This is a genomic window from Paenibacillus sp. J22TS3 (genome assembly GCF_018403205.1).
Classification (GTDB): Bacteria; Bacillota; Bacilli; order Paenibacillales; family Paenibacillaceae; genus Fontibacillus; species Fontibacillus tuaregi.
Genome location: NZ_BOSF01000006.1, coordinates 154,728 through 172,124, shown reverse-complemented (window position 1 = coordinate 172,124; position 17,397 = coordinate 154,728). Strand labels below are relative to the sequence as shown.

The window sequence follows — 17,397 nt, the reverse complement described above, 5'->3', positions numbered from 1 at the left end:
CCATTTTATATTTAAAATAGATTATTGTACCTCGTAATTATGACCATAGTTATTATCCCAATACGTTTGCCCGCCAGTTGTATACGAAATCGCATATTTGACATTTGTAGCACCTGGAACGTTGAAGCTGTAGCTCCAGTTCTCAACAGTATTGAAATTATTCAAGCGGCCAGTATAAGTGGCATAGCCGTCATGACTCGTTGCCCAGTTATCCGTAGTGTACCGTACTTTTACTGTCTTCGTCGGATCCAGGTTTTTCACATAGATGTTGCCGCTGAATGTACCATTGTTTAAAGCACTATTGGCGTTAAGCACATTGGGTGCGCCCAAAATGATGGAGGTCAGGGGATATGAATTATTCACTTCATTGTAATAATTCGCTGACCCGTTGTTATCCCAATAGGTCTGGTTATTCACTTCGTATTTAATGGCGAACTTTATGAAATGCAGATTCTTCAACTCGGAGTGATCTGCAGTAGCATCATTTGTGGAAATGCTAAAACGCCATTTCTCATGGTTTGCATCCGTTGGTCCTACATAAGACGCACTCGTATCATACCAAGTTGTGTTGTCTGTTGTGTAATGAACAGTCACCTTCTTCACGGGTCCCAGATTAGCAACCTCAATATTGCCGCTGAATCCGACATATCCAGGTTTATAAATAACGCTAACATCCGAGTCGATAAGCTTGACCTCATTACTGCTGGCAAATGCCGATCCAGTAAGAGACATACCAAAAATCAGAGTAAACATCATCAATCCAGCAAATAACTTCTTCATTGCTTTCACTGTTTTCACTCCTCTAAATTTAGTATTTTGCTCCACAATCCGCCGACAAAGAAGATACAATTTGTATACTGTATGGCTCCCCTATCCCTCCTTTCTCAACACTCTTTGAATCAATTTGGAAATTTCATGAATCCAATCATTTCCATTTACACAATAACTCTATCTAATCTTTGCGTAAATAGTTAATAAGTAACATATTTTATATATTAAGTAATGTTGGATTTTGTAGTAAATAGTCGACTACCAGAAATTCAGCATAAAAAAATCCCTTATGGGCAGTCGGCATTCGCTGCAAGGGATTATATAAATGGCTATATAGGTGGAAGAGTTGATTTAATAGGCAAGCACAATGACAATTAACATAGCGAACGTAATTTCCTACTTCCTACTTATTTGATCACTACCAAATTACCCAATCTTACCATTTCGCAAAAAAGAGATCGCCCCTTGCGAACTCATGCTTGTGCCAACCGTTCGTAAGATTCTAGAATCACCATGCATACCCGCCTCCGGAAATCAACAGACAAAAGGTGCCTCAAAGGTCTATCGAGACCTTGGGGCACCCTTCTTGATGCTTACCCTGGTGATGGATGACTTGGCGTCTACCGCGCACTCAGGTTGTCCCAGTTTCGCTGGAACTGCTCATACATCTCTTCCTTATTGATTTTGCCGCCAATATAAGCCTGCATGCTGCTTGCGAACTCAGGTGACATGCCGTTCGGGAACCGGAACCAGTTCCAGGTCAGCGCCTTATCTGCATCTGTATACCGGAGAACCTCCATACCCAGCGCCCCAAGATCCTCCTCCTTGCCTTTAATATTGTCAAAGGCCGGGATGAACTTGAACTCTTTGGTGATATATTTCTTGCCCGTCTCCGAGGATACCAGCCAATTCAGGAACTCCTTCGCTTCCTTCTTGACCGGCGAGTTTTTGTTTACCACCCAGTTATTCGGCACTCCTACGAACAGCTTATCGTTACCCTGCTCATTGTTAATCGGCATGGGCAGGATGCCCAGGTTCAGCTTCGGATTGATCCCGTCAATTTGCACCTGGGTCCAGTTCCCCTGCTGCATCATGGCCGCCTTGCCGCTGGCAAGCATGGTCACCTGGGTATTGTAGTCCGTGGTCAGCGGGTTATCATTCCCGTATTTCAAGGTCAGATCGAATAGGTCCGACCACATCTTAACCACCTTGTTCCCCGCAAACTTCTCGGTTCCATCGTTAAGCCCCTTGATGAATGCGGCAGGGTCTTTCTGATAAGCAAAAGCCAGATTAATATTGTGATTCCCCAGCACGAACGACTCCTGATACCCGTTGGCAAAAGGAACAATACCTGCCGCCTTCAGCTTTTTGGCCGCTTCTTCCAATTCACTCAAGGTCACCGGTGGCTTCTCGATCCCGGCTTTCTTGAATAAATCTTTATTATAAATGAACCCGTAACCCTCCAGGTTCATCGGCTGACCGTATAACCGCCCGTTCTTGGTCATCGGCTCCTTGGCAATCGGCTTTACGTCCTTCACCCATGGTTCATCCGACAAGTCTTCCAGATAATCCTGCCACATATCCAGCTCCCGGTATCCGCCGATATTGAAGATATCCGGCTCCTTACCGGAGGAGAACTTCGCCCGGAGCGAAGCTCCATAGTCGCTGCCTCCACCTACAGTTTGAATGTCCAGCTTCACGCCAGGATGTTCTTTCTCATACTCTGCTTTAAGCCGGGCCATGGCCTCAGATATTTCCACCTTGAACTGAAAAATGTGTACGGTCTTGACCCCGCCGCTCTCCGCCCCGCTGCGGCCACAACCGGTGACCGTCAAGGCCGTGAGAAGCAGAAGTGCAAGACCCCTCGCCCATGATTTCATATCGTAACAACCTCCTTTTCAACCATCCTATCCTGTAATCGTGAAGCGGCTTATCCTTTGACGGAGCCTTGGGCAATTCCCTCGATAATATATTTCTGCATCGCCAGGAAGAAAATTACAACTGGCGCAATGCCCAGAACCAGCCCAGGCAGGGCCAGATCCCACTGCTTTGTGAACTGGCCGAAGAAGGCGTAGGTTGCAATAGGAATCGTCCGCATCTCTGGACTTTGCAGGATCAGGGACGGCATCAGATAGTCATTCCAGATCCACAGCGTATTGAGAATGATGACCGTCACAATAATCGGCTGCATAAGAGGAAGCACCAGACGAAAGAAGATTCCGAAGGTGGAGCTGCCATCCACCCTGCCGGCTTCCTCGATGTCGATAGGCACAGTCTTAACAAAACCATGCAGCAGGAACACCGTAATCGGAGCGCCAAATCCTAGATAACACAGGATCAGCCCGGTGCGTGTATCCATCACGCCAAGAAGGCTGACCACCTTGACGAGCGGAATCATCAAGGATTGGAACGGAATCACCATCGCCGCCACAAACGCCCCGTAGAGAAGACGGTTGAAGAGGGTGGGCTTGCGCACCATCCGGTATGCTGCCATGGAGCAAGTCAGCACGAGCAGCAGATTGCTGAGCACGGTGATCAGAAGTGAATTGCCAAACGCCTGCGGGAACATGGTTTTGGTCCATGCCTCCGAGTAGTTGCTCCACTTGAACGCGCTTGGCCAGTCTGCGGAATTTGTCAGAATCTCACCGAACTCTTTCACCGAGTTCACCAGCAGGAAGTAAAAAGGCACCAGAAACAGAAGGCCAAGCAGGATGAGGATGACCTCAATCACCACATAGGAAGAGCGGTAGCGCTTAATCGTATTCATTAGACCTCCACCTCCCTGCTCTTCGTAGCCCGTACCTGAAGAATCGAGATGATCGCGACAATGATGAAGAAGATGATCGCCTTCGCAGACCCCATTCCGAAACGGCTGATGTTAAAGGCCTCGTTATAAATATTGAGCGCCACGGATTCCGTAGACTTGAACGGTCCGCCCTTGGTCAGTGACAGATTTAGATCAAACAGCTTGAACGACCAGGAAATGGCCAGGAAAAGACACACGGTCACCCCTGGCATAATGAGCGGTACGATAATATGCCGGAGCACCTGCTTGCGGCCCGCCCCGTCCACCTTGGCGGCTTCAATTAAAGAACCCGGGATCGCCCCAAGCGAGGAGATATAAATCACCATCAGATACCCCGAATTTTGCCAAATAAATACGATCACGATCGCCCAGAAGGAGGTGCTTTCCGTTCCAAGCCACGGGAGATTGAAGAACGGTCCCCCGATGGACTGGAAGCCCCGGACGAAGATGAACTGCCAAATGAAACCGAGCAGCAGACCGCCAATAACGTGCGGCATGAAGAAGACCGTCCGCATCACATTGCGGGTGGCCAGCGGCTTCGTAAGCAGGTAGGCAAGCGCGAAACCGACCACATTCGTCAGCACCACGCCGAGCACCGTGAACTTCACGGTGAACCAGAAGGAATTTAGAAAGTCGGGGTCTTTTGTGAAAATATGAATGTAGTTATTAAGCCCAACCCATGTGGCATGTCTGGAAATTCCATTCCAGCTTGTGAACGAATAGTAGAGTCCCAGAAAGAAAGGGACCGCCACAATCAGGAGGAAAAACACCGCGGAAGGTCCGACAAATATGAGCTGGTAGAGCCAGCTTGACGCTTTCTTCCGTTCCATACCTATCACCTCTCGTTATGTACTCTTTTGTCCCTTTTATTACCTTCTGAGTACACTTTTGAATCGCTCCGCCCCCTCAAGTCTGGGTTATCCCCGGTCTCATTTCCTTGAGCTTATAGCGGACAAACCAATCAGCAGACCGCTTAATATGCTAAAGAAGCCGCCCCTAAGCCGGGCGGCTTCTGCCAGTAATTATATAATTAGCGGCGGCTGTTCAGCTGCTCCTCCCTCACTTCGGGAGAGCCGCTGCGCTCGACGCGGGCTTTTTCTTTTCTAACGGTATCCTGAACCTGCTGCGTCTCTTGAACATCACGCTTATGGACCTCTACCTCACCCGTTACAACCGCGTTCTTGTTCACTTCCACCTTCTCCTCGGTCACCGGAATGCGGATGGTCTCCTCCTTGCCAATCGGCTGATCAGACGCACCATCCTGGACAGGCTTGCGCTCAATCACAACTTCTTCATGGCTCACAGGAACATTGATCGTCTTCTGCTCCTCCACAACTTCCTTGCGGACCTGAACCTCTCCCGTCTTAACCCGGTTCTTGTCCACAGACAGCTGCTCCTCACGAAGCTGCAGCTTGTCGGCTTCCTTGTCCGGATATGCAGAATCGGCTCTAGAGGAAGGCCCAACTGTATCCTTCTCATTATATACCGGCAATGTACCTGTGTCCGTGGCGCTTAAGTGTGTTCCTACTCTGTCCTGAGTCTGTACCTCAGCGTCCGCCTGATCATATCGGCTGTAGTAATGCGCATTCAGCGAATGATTGTCACGGAAGATTTGATACACTCGGCCTGCCTGGCCCGGCTGCGCATCAACCATAACCAGAATGCGGCCGTCGTTAATCATGGTGTCATATTCCTCAGCCTCATCCTCTGGGATGCCCAGTCCAACAAGCCCGCCTACCAGTCCGCCTGTGCCCGCACCAACGGCTGCCCCGGTCAACGCGGCGGCAATAGGACCAGCTGCTACGATAGGGCCGATGCCGGGAATGGCCAGCGCCCCAAGCCCCGCGAGCAGTCCCGTAACACCGCCCAGAATTCCGCCGGTTGCCGCACCTGTTGCAACACCTTCAGGAGCCTTAGTGCCTGTCTCATCGCTTATTGCCGACACATCACGCTTATCCTTGGCCACGATGGAGATATCGTCTGCTCTGAAACCCTGACGCTTCAGCTCCTCGATCGCATTCGTAGCTTCTTGTTCGTTTCTAAATACGCCTACAATTTTCTTAGTCATGTTGATTCCCTCCAAGTTGTTCGTCATGTTGTAGTTCATCCTGCGAAACGTAATATGTAATTAACCAGCCCCCTGATGGATAAACAGGATATTCGTATGTTTTGAGAATATGAAGTTATTCCCAGGTGGGTTGAACTGACTCTATGTAAATTCCCTTTCTGACACTTCCAACCCTGCTTATAGGACCTCCCACAGCCTTTTGAACAACCCAAATAGGCCACCCGGTTGAGGCGGCCTCGTTCGATAAGCTGCTTCCAATTCACTTTCCTTTCACTTGTCACTTGCTCTTATGCCACTAACATTTATCTGTGTCTGCTTACTTGCTCATCATGCAGACGGCGAAGCTCGGTCTCTTTGTTCTGGGCAATAGAGACAGTATCCTCCGGTTCGGCTGGAACGTCCTTCTCATTGTACCAAGGCAGGGTCCCCTGATCGGTTGCACTTACGTGCGTGCCCAGAACGTCCTGATCTCCTACCTGGTCGGCCTCGTCATTACGGCTGAAATACTGTGGATTCAAGGAATTGTTGCTGTGGAACACGTGATAAATATCGTTCATCTGCTCCGGCTCGGCGTCAATGAGCACCAGAATGCGGCCTTCATTCACCTGGGTATCGTACTCCTTGGCCTCTGTCTCAGGCACACCAAGACCAATAAGCCCTCCGGCCAAGCCCCCGGCTCCCGCTCCAACCGCAGCTCCCGTTAAAGCTGCCGCAATCGGTCCGGCTGCCAGAAGCGGACCAACTCCGGGAATAGCCAGTGCGCCAAGTCCGGCAAACAGCCCGGTCACTCCCCCAAGCACCCCGCCTGCGGTCACACCGACAGCCACACCCTCAGAGGAATTCGTACCCGTCTCCTCGGAGATTGATGCGGCGTGTCTTGTGTCTTTTGCAACAATCGAGATATCCTCTGCCTTAAAGCCCATGTCCTTCAATTGTGTTATCGCATTTGTTGCTTCGCCCTCGCTGCCAAATACACCTACAACTTTCTGTGTCATAGTATATTTCCCCTCCAGTATGGACCAGTTATGAGATAAAGGGCTCATACGATTTTGTACTATGTATTTAACCATCACTCTTTAGGATAAACAGGCAGGAATACCTGTGTGATCACTGAACATCTGAAAATTAACCTGAATAACAAGGCCCCAGGTCGCTGTCAGAGAAAGTAAGATCTCCATGAGAGCCGAAGCCCCCCATTCATCTGCGTGCATCCACTCCAGCTTGGGTACTGGGCAGCTGATTCCGTTAGTTTCATAAGATCGCGGAAGCGGCTAAGGACTCTTCTAGTTACGTTGGTCTTTCTGTATATGTTCAGAGGTTCACAGATTCTTGGGTGAAATCCCTTCCCCCTCATTTCCTTTTTGGGTGATGGTAAGAAATGTTTAAATAATTGTCTCCAAAACGCGCATTTTAGTATCGTACCCAAAAAAAACACACAACTCAAGGAGGCAGTACAAAATGAAAAAGATTATCGTGGCAGTCGCATCCCTTGCCTTGATGCTTAATGCAGGTCTAGCTGTATCTTCAGCTTCCGCAGAAACAGATGGGCACAAAAAACCGGCACAACATAAGACCCAGACAAAGAGCACCCATAAGACTCATGCTAAAAGCACCCACAAGAAGCATACTCTGCACAAAAGCTCTCATGGCAAAGCTGGGACACTTCACGGTAAAAGTTCAAGCCACGCCAAAAAAATTGGTGGGATGCACACCAAGAGCATAAAAGCCAAAGGTACACAAATGCCTAAAACAGGCTTTGGCGGCGCAAGCGAACAAATGGAATAGGAAGGACGGAAGAGAGGATTTTGGTTAGTCCTCTCTTTTTTTAAAAATGAATAAGATCAGAATAACTCGTTTCTTGACCGGAATTTTTTATGTATGGTGCTGTGCGGGTTGTTCCACTACACCGAATTCTCAATCTCAATCTGAACCCAGACCCATTAAGGTACAAACCGAGACTAAGCTGCCTATTCCAAAACCGGATAATACCCGGGACTTTAATTTTGAATCCTTTAAGGGAATTGTTCCTTACGAGATCAGCATTCCCTCTGTAAAACTGCAGGCCAGGATCGAACCCGTAAGCTTTTTGAAAAACGGACAAATGGGAGTTCCCCACAACACCGACCGGGTCGGCTTCCTAAAAGGAGTATTACCCGGCAATGTGGGAAATGCTGTTATGGATGGCCATGTGGATACCTATACAGGCCCCGCCGTATTTTTTCCATTGAAAAGGCTGAAGCAGGGGGACTTTGTATATATAAAAAATAACAGAGGGTGCAAAATCCGTTTTATCGTTAAATCCGTGAACTATTATGCTACTTCGGAGGCACCCACTGAAGCTATATTCGGGCCATCGTTAAAACGTCAACTCAACTTGATTACCTGTGCAGGAAGATACAGCAGAAGCCGACGCGAGCATGAGGGAAGACTTGTGGTCTATACGGAACTGTCCGGGGTGGAAGCCGCCTGCAATCAACAAACCGGAGACACTAAAGGGACTTTGAAACCTAACCCAATAAATACCCAGGGAGAATAGACATCGTGTATAGGATTTTGAAATCTCTCCTCATTTTTGCAATTGTTACTTGTCACAATTATGGTATCAGCAACCTGCCAGCTGCCCGTGCGGAATCATCTGAGAAAGAACCGATAACCCTGATGCTTCAGAATTTATTTGAGAGCCGGGCCAAGCTGCTTCTGGATCAGAACAAAGAGCTTATTAAGGGCCATTATCTTCCAAGTGACCGCTACAGCCGTCACGCATTTCAACATGAGCTTGACCGGGCTGAATATTTGCAGACCTGGGCTCATCACCGGCGAATGAAGTTCGTGAACGCTGAATGTTCAATCCGAATTATCCGCCTCAACGTTACCGGGGACACAGCTAAAGTCTCCCTGGCGCAGTCCCTAAAATTAAGTTACGAGTATAAGGGGAAATATCCTGGCCAGCATGACTTCGGAATTGGAACCCGGCACGCGATCCGGCTTAAGAAAGTAAACCAAAACTGGCTGTTGGAACGTGAGTGGTATTCGGATCCTCTTGAAGAGAATCCGAAGCTCATCCAGCAATGCGATACTGATTTCGTTCCCGGAAAGGCTCCTGTAAGCGTACGGTCCCATACGAAGTACAACCGGCTCCGTGCGGTTGAATATGCTAACAAATATGCCGGCCTCGCTTGGGGAGCCGGAAATGAGCATCGATACAACCGGAAGTACTTGGATTATACGTCCAAGGGTGGAGACTGCACCAACTTCTCTTCCCAGGTCATTGGCGACAAGGAGGAAGGTGGAGGCTTGCGCATGTGGAGGGATTGGCGTTACTTCTATGGTAATGGCGGCAGTCAGGCATGGGTAAGGACGGACAGCTTCAAAAGCTTCCTGGTTCACTCTGGATATGGAACGGTTGTTGCCCATGGAGACTTCACGAAAATTGTTAAATTTTCGAACAAGCTTCAGCAGCATGGAACTGAAGTGTATAAATTTCAGCCGGGAGATCTTATTGCCTACCAACTAAATGGGGATATCGACCACTTCTCGGTCATTGTCGGATTTGATCAAGGCGGTTATCCGCTAGTCAACTCACATACCGCGGACCGTTACCGTGTCCCCTTTGACTTAGGATGGGATAAGTATACCAAATACCAAGTCATTCACATTCGCGATTAAATAGCTATAGCTTGTTCTTAACCGTCCTACAGCTGTCATAAGATTTATTGGACAGCCTTTTGGGTGGGGAGGACAAGAGTTGAAATTACCCTTGCTTGTTAAACAAACCCTGATGAGGGCCGGAGCCTTAGTAGCTGTCAAAACTATTGGCCTGGCTGGTAAAGTTTTCATCACAAGAAGCCTGGGGATGGAAGGATTAGGACTTTATCAACTGTCCTACTTCTTCTATGCCCTGATCTTAATGATTATCTCTGGCGGAGTGCCCACGGCACTTGCCATTTACACTTCCGGTCACCCTAATGCGGGCTGGGGCCAATTTAAGGGCTTCTCGATGGTTCTGCTGCTTCTGGGAGGCGGGGCCAGCCTTATAACCTTTCTGGAGTCGTCTTGGATCGCTTCCCTGCTCGGTTATCCCCAGCTGGATGTGGTCATCCGCTGCTTGGCCCCGTCTTTATTTGCCGTCCCGTTACTCGGTCTGCTCCGGGGTTATCTTCAAGGGCTTGAACGTTACGGGATCATTGCCTGGTCTGAGATTATTGAGCAATCCGTACGCATTGGCTCTTTAATGCTGCTCATCCCCCTGTTCATTCCCTCAGGCCTGGAGTTGGCTGTAGGTGCGGCAGTACTGGGTACCGCGCTTGGAGCTATAGCTGCTTTTGCGTTTCTTACCGCAGCCATCCTGTTCAAATTTCCGGATAAGTCCCCTTCACCATCAATGGATTACAGAACCGGATTTATGACTATCGCCAAGGTTTCATGCATAATCAGTCTGACCCGTCTGCTTGTCCCCGCCTCTGATTTTGTGGACTCTCTCCTGATTCCCCAGCGGCTGAGAGTTGCGGGTTATTCTTCACTTGAAGCGGTGCAGATGCTCGGGGTGTTCACTGGAATCGCTCTTGTGGTCGCTTATATGCCCACGCTGTTCACCGGGGCAATCACACATATTTCCACGATGAAAATCTCATCGGACTGGACCAACCGGAAGTACCGCCAGTTCAATAAAAGAAGGAACTATACAATAGACTTGGCCTGGGTATGGGGATGGGCCTCCAGTTGTTTTATTTTTTGTTTTTCACCGGAAATATCCACGCTGCTATTTGGTGTTCCCAGTGCCGAGCCGTCCATCAAGATGCTTGCGGTGATTCCGCTTCTGGCAGGGCTTAGAGAGGTGACCACCAGCATATTATGGGCCAAAAATCAAAAAAAAGCCCCATTTCTGGGACTGGCTGTAGGAATTGCAGCTAACTTTACGATCCTGTATGCGGCTGTCGCAGTGCCGGGGATGGGTTATGCGGGCATAGCTCTTGGAACAATCACCCTTGAGCTGGTATCCACCTTGTGGAACTTTAAGGTACTACAGCTTTTCAGCTATATTAAAACCCGCTTAGCGTTATATGCTCGGGACATTGTGTTTTTTGCAGCCCTCGCCTTGCTCTGTATAGGAAGCTATAAATGGCTGGTCCCACCCTACGGTATTATGATAGAGCTGGCTTCCTACCTGCTCTGTTCTGCCCTCTATTTTAAAATCCGGTTTAAACGTCTTCTATGAGCCGCTCCAACTTTAAAGATCCAAATGAACTAAACTAGCAAACCCGTAGGTCGGCGGCGTTGGCCCATGTTGATGATCAAAGCAGCCCTGCTGGGATATTGAACTGTCCACCATCTGGATCACAGTTCGTATCGCCATTCAGGGCTGCTTTTTTTCTTAAAAGTCTCCGAACGACACTCCAGAGAACGATACCGGTCCTGTAACGCTTGCTGTATTCAGCAGAACATTAGTGCTGTTGTTTGTGACCACCAGCAGATAGGAATGGTATCCCTGAGGGGCGTTATCCAAATAAGATATGTTTACCGGAGTTATGGCCAGAGCGGATAACCCGGAAGCACCCACATTAAAAATAGGCTGTCCGTCTCTATAGATCGTAAATACCACATTAGGGACTCCCAAAGTGGTCTGGAAACCTACCGTTGCATTCAACAGCGCACTGCCTCCATTGATGGTATACAGTCCAAAGTTAGCCAGTCCCACCGGATCGGATGGACTGAGAATGGGGATGCTGAGTGTCTCAGTGCCCGTGGACGCAACTGAACTTCCTCTGTCTATTATAACTGCCATGATTACTACCTCCCTTCTATATTTGCATAGTATGAGAGACTTATGGAAACGATTGGACTCTTGAGTTCCAGGAGGAATAATGAGGCTGCTCCCCTTAACATAATCGGACTCACCGTTCTGCTGCCCAGTCTCAGGGTGGACAAAAGGACATAAATCATATATTTTATTACTTATTAAAAGTATTATTACAAGTGCTCTGGGGTGATAACAAACTAAATGAGTCCAATTACAAACAATACAATGCGAGTGAAACAGATGAACCTGGAACTGGTTCGGCAGGCGCTTAAATCGATGAAGCAGGGCACGAAATCCATGGTGGCACAGGCTACGGGCCTAAGCGTAGCCACCTGTGGGAACATGCTTAATGAGCTGCTGGATACCGGTGAACTGTTCGAGCTGGACCTGGAGGAATCTAGTGGCGGCCGTCCGGCCAAGCTGTACCAATATAATGTGAACTTTAGTTATATTGCCTGCATGATGATCCAAGCTGGAGTGGAGGCACATTCCCTCACCTATAGAGTGGCCAATCTGGCGGGGGAGACCATCTCGGAAGGCAGCCTGGAAGCGGCCCAAATGAACGCAGGAGTGATTGAAAAGGAAGTTGATAGACTCCTCTCACTTTATCCGCAGATCCGCGCTGTAGGAATCGGTGTCCCGGGAGCTGTATATGAGGGGGTTATTAATCTCTGTGATATTCCGGAATTGGTCAATGTCCCTCTGATGGACCACCTTCATGAGAAACATAATATCGGAGTCCTTATAGAGAACGACATGAACTCAACGGTATATGGCTTCTACCGGAAACAGGAATACGATGAGGAGAAGTCCGTAGCCGTTGCAACATTCGTCGAAGGCTCTTTTCCGGGAGCAGGGATTATGGTCGATGGGCATATTCACAGAGGGAATACGCGGTTTGCAGGAGAGATCTCTTTTTTGCCGTTTGGCATGTCACGCGAGGAGCAACTGCGACAACTGCACAATCGCGACACGTTCCCCCATCTGTCTGCTTGGGCCATATCCAGTTTAATTGCAGTTATGAACCCGGAGACCATTGCCTTGACGGGAAGCCTTATCCAGCCGCCTGACGTACAGATGATCCGGTTGGAATGTCTGAAGTATATTCCAGAGATGCATATGCCTCACCTTACACTGCTGGAGCATCCAGAAGAGGACTATATGTACGGGTTGATCACAATGACACTGGAAAGTCTCTCCTATTCCCTTCAGCTTGTGGAGAAACGGAGATAACCTGAAGTATATGACAACGGATTGCCATGATAAGAGAGGATTGGAGAGATACCATGAAAACAGAAAAACAAAAGATGCTGGATGGGGAACTGTACCTTGCTTCCGACCCTGAATTGACACGTGAGCGAGCCTATGCCAGACGAATGACACGTCTTTATAACCTGACCACCGAGATGGATGAAGAACGCCGGAGCCAGATCCTCAAAGAGCTGCTGGGCTCCACGGGAGAAAACGTCAGCATGGAGCCGAATATCCGGTTTGACTATGGTTCCAACATTCACGTTGGCGAGAATTTCTATGCTAATTTTGACTGCACCATCCTGGATGTGTGTGAAGTACGGATCGGGGATCATTGTATGTTCGGACCCGGTGTTCACGTGTATACGGCCACACATCCTGTGAATCCATATGAACGGATACAAGGACCCGAATACGGCAAGCCAGTAACCATTGGCAACAATGTGTGGGTTGGTGGCCGGGCCATTATTAATCCAGGCGTAACGATTGGAAATAATGTCGTTATTGCTTCTGGAGCGGTGGTGACTAAGGATATTCCGGACAACATGATTGTTGGCGGCAACCCGGCTAGAATTATAAAACAAGTTGAAGTGTAACTTGAACTGTTAGCTAGAAAAAGGCGCAGGTCCCACAACCGGAACCTGCGCCCTCTCTCTTATTTAAACACCTCTACGCCATTCAGAATAAGTCTGTGTGTAATGGCCGCACTCAACGAATCCGATACGGAACAATACTTCAACGTTCCAAGTTCAATGGCCTTCCAAATCCGGTAATCGGGAATATCGCCGTCCACTTTAAAGATCAGCTCGATGGATTCAAATCCCTTTGGAGGTTCCTCCTTGCGGACTCCGTTCGTTACAATCTCCAATTTATCGATGGAAGACAGGAAATTCTCCAGAATCATGGTTACATCAATACCAATACAGCCCGCCAAGCTTGCCAGCAGGACTTCCACGGGCGAAGCGCCATTACCTTCCCCTCCCCATTGCGGAGTTGCGTCCATGTTCACGTTGTAGCCGGAAGGACCTGCTGCTTGAAAAAACTTTTTACCCTGCCATGTTGTGGTTACTTGCATATGGATAACCTACTTTCCTATTACGATTTTTGATATAAATGACAAGCTGTATAACGATTCTCGGATACTTTAAGCCATTCTGGCTCTACGCTGCCGCATTGCGGCATGGCATGAGGACAGCGGGTATGGAATACACAGCCTGAAGGCGGCTTGCGCGGGCTCGGCACCTCCCCGGACAGAACAATCCGCTCTCTTCGATTGTCCGGATCCGGCTCGGGTATGGCTGAGATCAGCGCCTGTGTATAGGGATGGAGCGGATTCGTGAACAGCTCCTCCGAGGGGCCGATCTCCATCATTTTCCCCAGGTACATAACCCCTACGTGGGTACTAATGTACCGGACAACCGACAGATCATGGGAAATGAAGAGATAGGTAAGGGAGAGCCGGCTCTGCAGATCCTCCAGCAAGGTCAGAATTTGGGCTTGTATCGATACATCCAGTGCCGACACCGGTTCATCAAAAACGATGAATTTAGGCTCAAGAATCAGTGCCCGGGCGATTCCTACTCTCTGCCGCTGACCGCCCGACAGTTCATGCGGATACCTTGAAGCATGTTTGGCGGTCAGCCCTACAACCTCGAGGATATCATTCACTTTTGCCATAAGCTCTGCAGGCGCCAATTTATAATGGGTACGCAGCGGCTCCTCCAAAATGCGACGAACGGTCCATTTCGGATCAAGGGAGCCGAACGGGTCCTGAAATACCATCTGCATGTCCGTCTTGAGCCTTCTCATGGCCTCCTTACCGAGCTCTGTAATATCTGCTCCCTCGAACAGGATGCCTCCAGAGGTAGGCTCTATTAACCTGAGCACGGTTTTGCCTAGAGTGGTTTTCCCTGAACCCGATTCCCCCACGATAGCGAACGTTTCCCCTTTTTCAATTGCAAAGGATACCCCATCGAGTGATTTGGCGGCGCCAGTAATCCGGCCGAACAGACCCGTTTTTACAGGATAATGCTTCTTTAAATCGTTAACCTCAAGAATGGGCTGCATCCGTATCCCCCCTATAGAGATGGCACTTGCATAAATGCTGATTGCCGAAGTCGTAAAGCGCCGGCTCTATGTTCTCACATAAATCCATTCTGGAAGGGCAGCGCTGGGCAAACCGGCAGCCAGGCAAATATTCCGAAGGATGGGGAACCTGGCCGGGTATCGCCTTCAGACGCTTCATCTCACCCGAGAACTTGGGCATCGAGTTCAACAGGCCGATTGTATAAGGATGCTTAGCTTCCTTGAACAGCGTCCGGACATCCCCCTGCTCCACAATTTGACCGGCATACATGACGGCCACCCGGTCACACATTTCAGCCACAACTCCAAGATCATGCGTGATAAAAATAATTGCGGTTCCCCGCTCCTTTTGGAGCTTCTTCATGAGCTCAAGAATTTGCGCCTGAATGGTGACGTCTAGGGCGGTTGTCGGCTCATCCGCGATCAGAATATCCGGATTGGAGGCCATCGCCATCGCGATCATCACACGCTGCCGCATGCCTCCGGACAGCTGGTGCGGATAGGCCTCCATAATTTGCTCCGGTGCGGATATGCCTACTTCCCCGAGCAGGGCAACCGCATCTTGATGGGCTTCTCTTTTACTCTTTTTCGAATGCTGCCGTATCGACTCGCGAACCTGGCGGCCGATCTTAAAGACTGGGTTCAAAGCCGTCATCGGCTCCTGAAAGATCGTGGCGATCTGATTGCCCCGCACCTTTTGCATTTCGGACTCGGACATGTTCAGCAGACTCTGTCCACGGTAACGAATATCTCCCTCCGCCACCTTGGCCAGCCCCTGGGGAAGCAGTCCCATAATGGACAGCGAGGTCACACTTTTTCCACTGCCGGATTCCCCGACAAGGCCAAGCGTTTCTCCTGCCTCCAATTCCAATTGCACCCCGTTTACTACCCGAATCGGACCGGAACCACTGGAGAAGTCGATAGACAATTGATCTATTTCCAAGAGCTTGGTCATAGCGGCCTCCCATGATGAATTAAAGTAGGTAAGACCCCCTGCGCCCTTCGGCTCGGAGGTCCTTCTTCTTATTTGTACAATGAACTAAAGCGAATAATCTCATCCGGGTAGAAGATGTACCCTTTTACATCCTTGCTGATGCCAACAATCAAATTGCTTTCATACAGGTACGCCCACGGTGAATCCGCCGTAACCTGTTTTTGGACCTGCTTGTACAACTCCGAACGCTTCGCATCGTCTGGTTCGACATTAGCCTGTGCTAACAGATTATCAACGACCTTACTGTTGTAACCTGTATAGTTGGAAGCACCTTTGCTGTCCAGCAGGAAACCGTAGTGATACGATGGGTCATTGACCAGCGAAGTATACTTGCCCAGATAAGCTGCTGCTTTTTTATTGTTAATCAGCTCGCGGTATTGTGCTGGAGCTACTTTGTTAATGTTCAAGGTGACTCCAATTTTCTCAAGCTCCGATTTAAGCAGGACGGCAATATCTTCATAGTCCTGAGTTGATGAGTTTACGGTTAATTCAAAGGTAAATCCTTTCTCATAACCCGCTTCCTTAATCAACTGCTTAGCTTTGTCCAGGTTGTGGGAATACTCATATCCCTCGGATGTGAAATCCGGAGATTTGCTGGAGATGGAGCTCTTCAGCGGTGAGGCTTGTCCGAAGGCCACATCCTTAATCAGCTTGTTCTGATCAATCACATAGTTTATAGCTTGTCTCACCTTCAGCTGGTCGAATGGCTTGAAGTTCGCATTCATGCCAAGGTATACAATCCGGTTGGAGGATTCCGAGCTGATCGTGAGGTTGTCTTTCTTCGACAAGCTTTCCACGTCTTTAGCCGGGATGTCGAGCGCTACGTCAACTTCATTTTTCTCAAGGAACAATTCACGGTTAGAAGCTTCTGCCACGTACTTAACGATCACCTTGTCAACCTTTGGAGCACCCTTCCAGTAGTCTTTATTAGCTACAAAGACAGCTTCGGTAGCAGGGTCCCATTTCTCAAGCTTAAACGCCCCGGAGCCTGCGGAATGCTGAGTCAGGTAATCATCCGGTTGGCCCTTAGCAACAGATGGATCGACGATCGAGAACGTAAAGGTAGCCAGGTATTTCAAGAACAAGTGATTAGGAGCACCAAGCTTAAATTCAACCGTTTTATCATCGATTTTGGTCACAGACTTAATATTTGCCAGCTTATACAGACTTCCGCCTTCGCCTTTGGTTTGAACCCGCTCAAATGAGTATACAACCGCATCGGCATTGACAGGTTTACCGCTTTGGAACTTGGCCCCATCCCGGAGGGTGAACGTATAAGTCTTCAAATCATCGGAAACCTTCCAGGATTCAGCCAGTGAAGGAACGACTTTGTCGGTACGTCCCACCGTTTTGCCACCGGCTTCCTCCGTTGCGCTTGTTACCAGCTGATCATACAGGGCAAATGAATAGGAGGCTGAAGTCAAATCTCCGGCATCATGCGGGTCCATCGTTTGGCCTGCACCTTGCGAATAAGCGATCGCAATCGTTTTTCCAGCCGCAGAATCAGCCTTAGACGCCGTATTGCTGCTTGCGGTTCCGCTCGGATTGGAGCTTTGCGCGCAGCCCGATGCAAGCACCAGTACCAGCAATGCTGAAATAAGAATAAGAAATTTACTTTTAATCAT

At 49.0% G+C, this 17,397-nt stretch carries 17 protein-coding genes; 6 read left to right on the top strand and 11 right to left on the bottom strand.

All coding sequences use genetic code 11. From position 1 onward, the window contains the following. Positions 1 to 21: 21 nt before the first annotated feature. From KJS63_RS19105 to KJS63_RS19080, 6 genes are all read right to left on the bottom strand, one after another. Positions 22 to 780 carry a carbohydrate-binding protein gene (locus tag KJS63_RS19105; RefSeq protein WP_244862690.1) on the bottom strand — a complete coding sequence of 253 codons (759 nt, stop codon included), beginning with the start codon at positions 778 to 780 and terminating at the stop codon, positions 22 to 24. Between the two features lie 611 nt (positions 781 to 1,391). Beyond that, positions 1,392 to 2,651 carry an ABC transporter substrate-binding protein gene (locus KJS63_RS19100; protein WP_213620588.1) on the bottom strand — a complete coding sequence of 420 codons (1,260 nt, stop codon included), beginning with the start codon at positions 2,649 to 2,651 and terminating at the stop codon, positions 1,392 to 1,394. A 50-nt stretch (positions 2,652 to 2,701) separates the two neighbouring features. Next, positions 2,702 to 3,538, bottom strand: coding sequence for a carbohydrate ABC transporter permease (locus KJS63_RS19095; protein ID WP_068613931.1), 837 nt, complete (start codon positions 3,536 to 3,538; stop codon positions 2,702 to 2,704). Further along, positions 3,538 to 4,407: a carbohydrate ABC transporter permease gene (locus KJS63_RS19090; RefSeq protein ID WP_213620587.1), complete on the bottom strand. Its 870-nt coding sequence runs from the start codon at positions 4,405 to 4,407 to the stop codon at positions 3,538 to 3,540. Before KJS63_RS19090 ends, KJS63_RS19095 begins: the two co-directional genes overlap by 1 nt. Before the next feature lie 200 nt (positions 4,408 to 4,607). Continuing rightward, entirely contained in the window at positions 4,608 to 5,645 is a 1,038-nt protein-coding gene (locus KJS63_RS19085) for a YsnF/AvaK domain-containing protein (protein WP_213620586.1), read from the bottom strand. A gap of 302 nt (positions 5,646 to 5,947) precedes the next feature. Further along, the gene (locus tag KJS63_RS19080) at positions 5,948 to 6,640 is read right to left on the bottom strand and encodes a general stress protein (RefSeq protein WP_213620585.1); all 693 of its coding nucleotides are present in this window, start codon (positions 6,638 to 6,640) and stop codon (positions 5,948 to 5,950) included. A 463-nt stretch (positions 6,641 to 7,103) separates the two neighbouring features. Between KJS63_RS19080 and KJS63_RS19075 the strand changes: the two genes are divergently transcribed. The 4 genes from KJS63_RS19075 to KJS63_RS19060 all read left to right on the top strand — a co-directional run bounded on the left by KJS63_RS19075 (position 7,104) and on the right by KJS63_RS19060 (position 10,860). Next, complete coding sequence (locus tag KJS63_RS19075) at positions 7,104 to 7,430, top strand: hypothetical protein (protein ID WP_213620584.1); 327 nt, start codon at positions 7,104 to 7,106, stop codon at positions 7,428 to 7,430. A gap of 46 nt (positions 7,431 to 7,476) precedes the next feature. Continuing rightward, positions 7,477 to 8,181 carry a class F sortase gene (locus KJS63_RS19070; protein ID WP_213620583.1) on the top strand — a complete coding sequence of 235 codons (705 nt, stop codon included), beginning with the start codon at positions 7,477 to 7,479 and terminating at the stop codon, positions 8,179 to 8,181. Between the two features lie 5 nt (positions 8,182 to 8,186). Next, the gene (locus KJS63_RS19065; protein ID WP_244862681.1) at positions 8,187 to 9,311 is read left to right on the top strand and encodes an amidase domain-containing protein; all 1,125 of its coding nucleotides are present in this window, start codon (positions 8,187 to 8,189) and stop codon (positions 9,309 to 9,311) included. 79 nt (positions 9,312 to 9,390) lie between these two features. Next, entirely contained in the window at positions 9,391 to 10,860 is a 1,470-nt protein-coding gene (locus tag KJS63_RS19060) for an oligosaccharide flippase family protein (protein ID WP_213620582.1), read from the top strand. Between the two features lie 156 nt (positions 10,861 to 11,016). Here the strand turns inward: KJS63_RS19060 and KJS63_RS19055 are convergent, their stop codons facing one another. Further along, the gene (locus KJS63_RS19055; RefSeq protein WP_213620581.1) at positions 11,017 to 11,427 is read right to left on the bottom strand and encodes a hypothetical protein; all 411 of its coding nucleotides are present in this window, start codon (positions 11,425 to 11,427) and stop codon (positions 11,017 to 11,019) included. 216 nt (positions 11,428 to 11,643) lie between these two features. On the opposite strand from KJS63_RS19055, the gene KJS63_RS19050 reads away from it, so the two are divergent. Next, the gene (locus KJS63_RS19050) at positions 11,644 to 12,675 is read left to right on the top strand and encodes an ROK family protein (protein ID WP_213620580.1); all 1,032 of its coding nucleotides are present in this window, start codon (positions 11,644 to 11,646) and stop codon (positions 12,673 to 12,675) included. Between the two features lie 53 nt (positions 12,676 to 12,728). After that, positions 12,729 to 13,289 carry a sugar O-acetyltransferase gene (locus KJS63_RS19045; RefSeq protein ID WP_213620579.1) on the top strand — a complete coding sequence of 187 codons (561 nt, stop codon included), beginning with the start codon at positions 12,729 to 12,731 and terminating at the stop codon, positions 13,287 to 13,289. 59 nt (positions 13,290 to 13,348) lie between these two features. Here the strand turns inward: KJS63_RS19045 and KJS63_RS19040 are convergent, their stop codons facing one another. The 4 genes from KJS63_RS19040 to KJS63_RS19025 form a co-directional block, all read right to left on the bottom strand. After that, a complete protein-coding gene (locus tag KJS63_RS19040; protein ID WP_068613902.1) occupies positions 13,349 to 13,768 on the bottom strand; it encodes an OsmC family protein in 420 nt (139 codons plus the stop codon). Positions 13,769 to 13,788: 20 nt separating this feature from the next. Further along, positions 13,789 to 14,760, bottom strand: a complete 972-nt coding sequence (locus KJS63_RS19035; protein ID WP_213620578.1) for an ABC transporter ATP-binding protein — start codon at positions 14,758 to 14,760, stop codon at positions 13,789 to 13,791. Next, positions 14,744 to 15,733, bottom strand: coding sequence for an ABC transporter ATP-binding protein (locus KJS63_RS19030; protein ID WP_213620577.1), 990 nt, complete (start codon positions 15,731 to 15,733; stop codon positions 14,744 to 14,746). The genes KJS63_RS19035 and KJS63_RS19030 overlap by 17 nt, the downstream gene beginning before the upstream one ends. Before the next feature lie 68 nt (positions 15,734 to 15,801). Next, on the bottom strand, positions 15,802 to 17,397 hold the full coding sequence (locus KJS63_RS19025) for an ABC transporter substrate-binding protein (protein ID WP_213620576.1): 1,596 nt from the start codon (positions 17,395 to 17,397) through the stop codon (positions 15,802 to 15,804).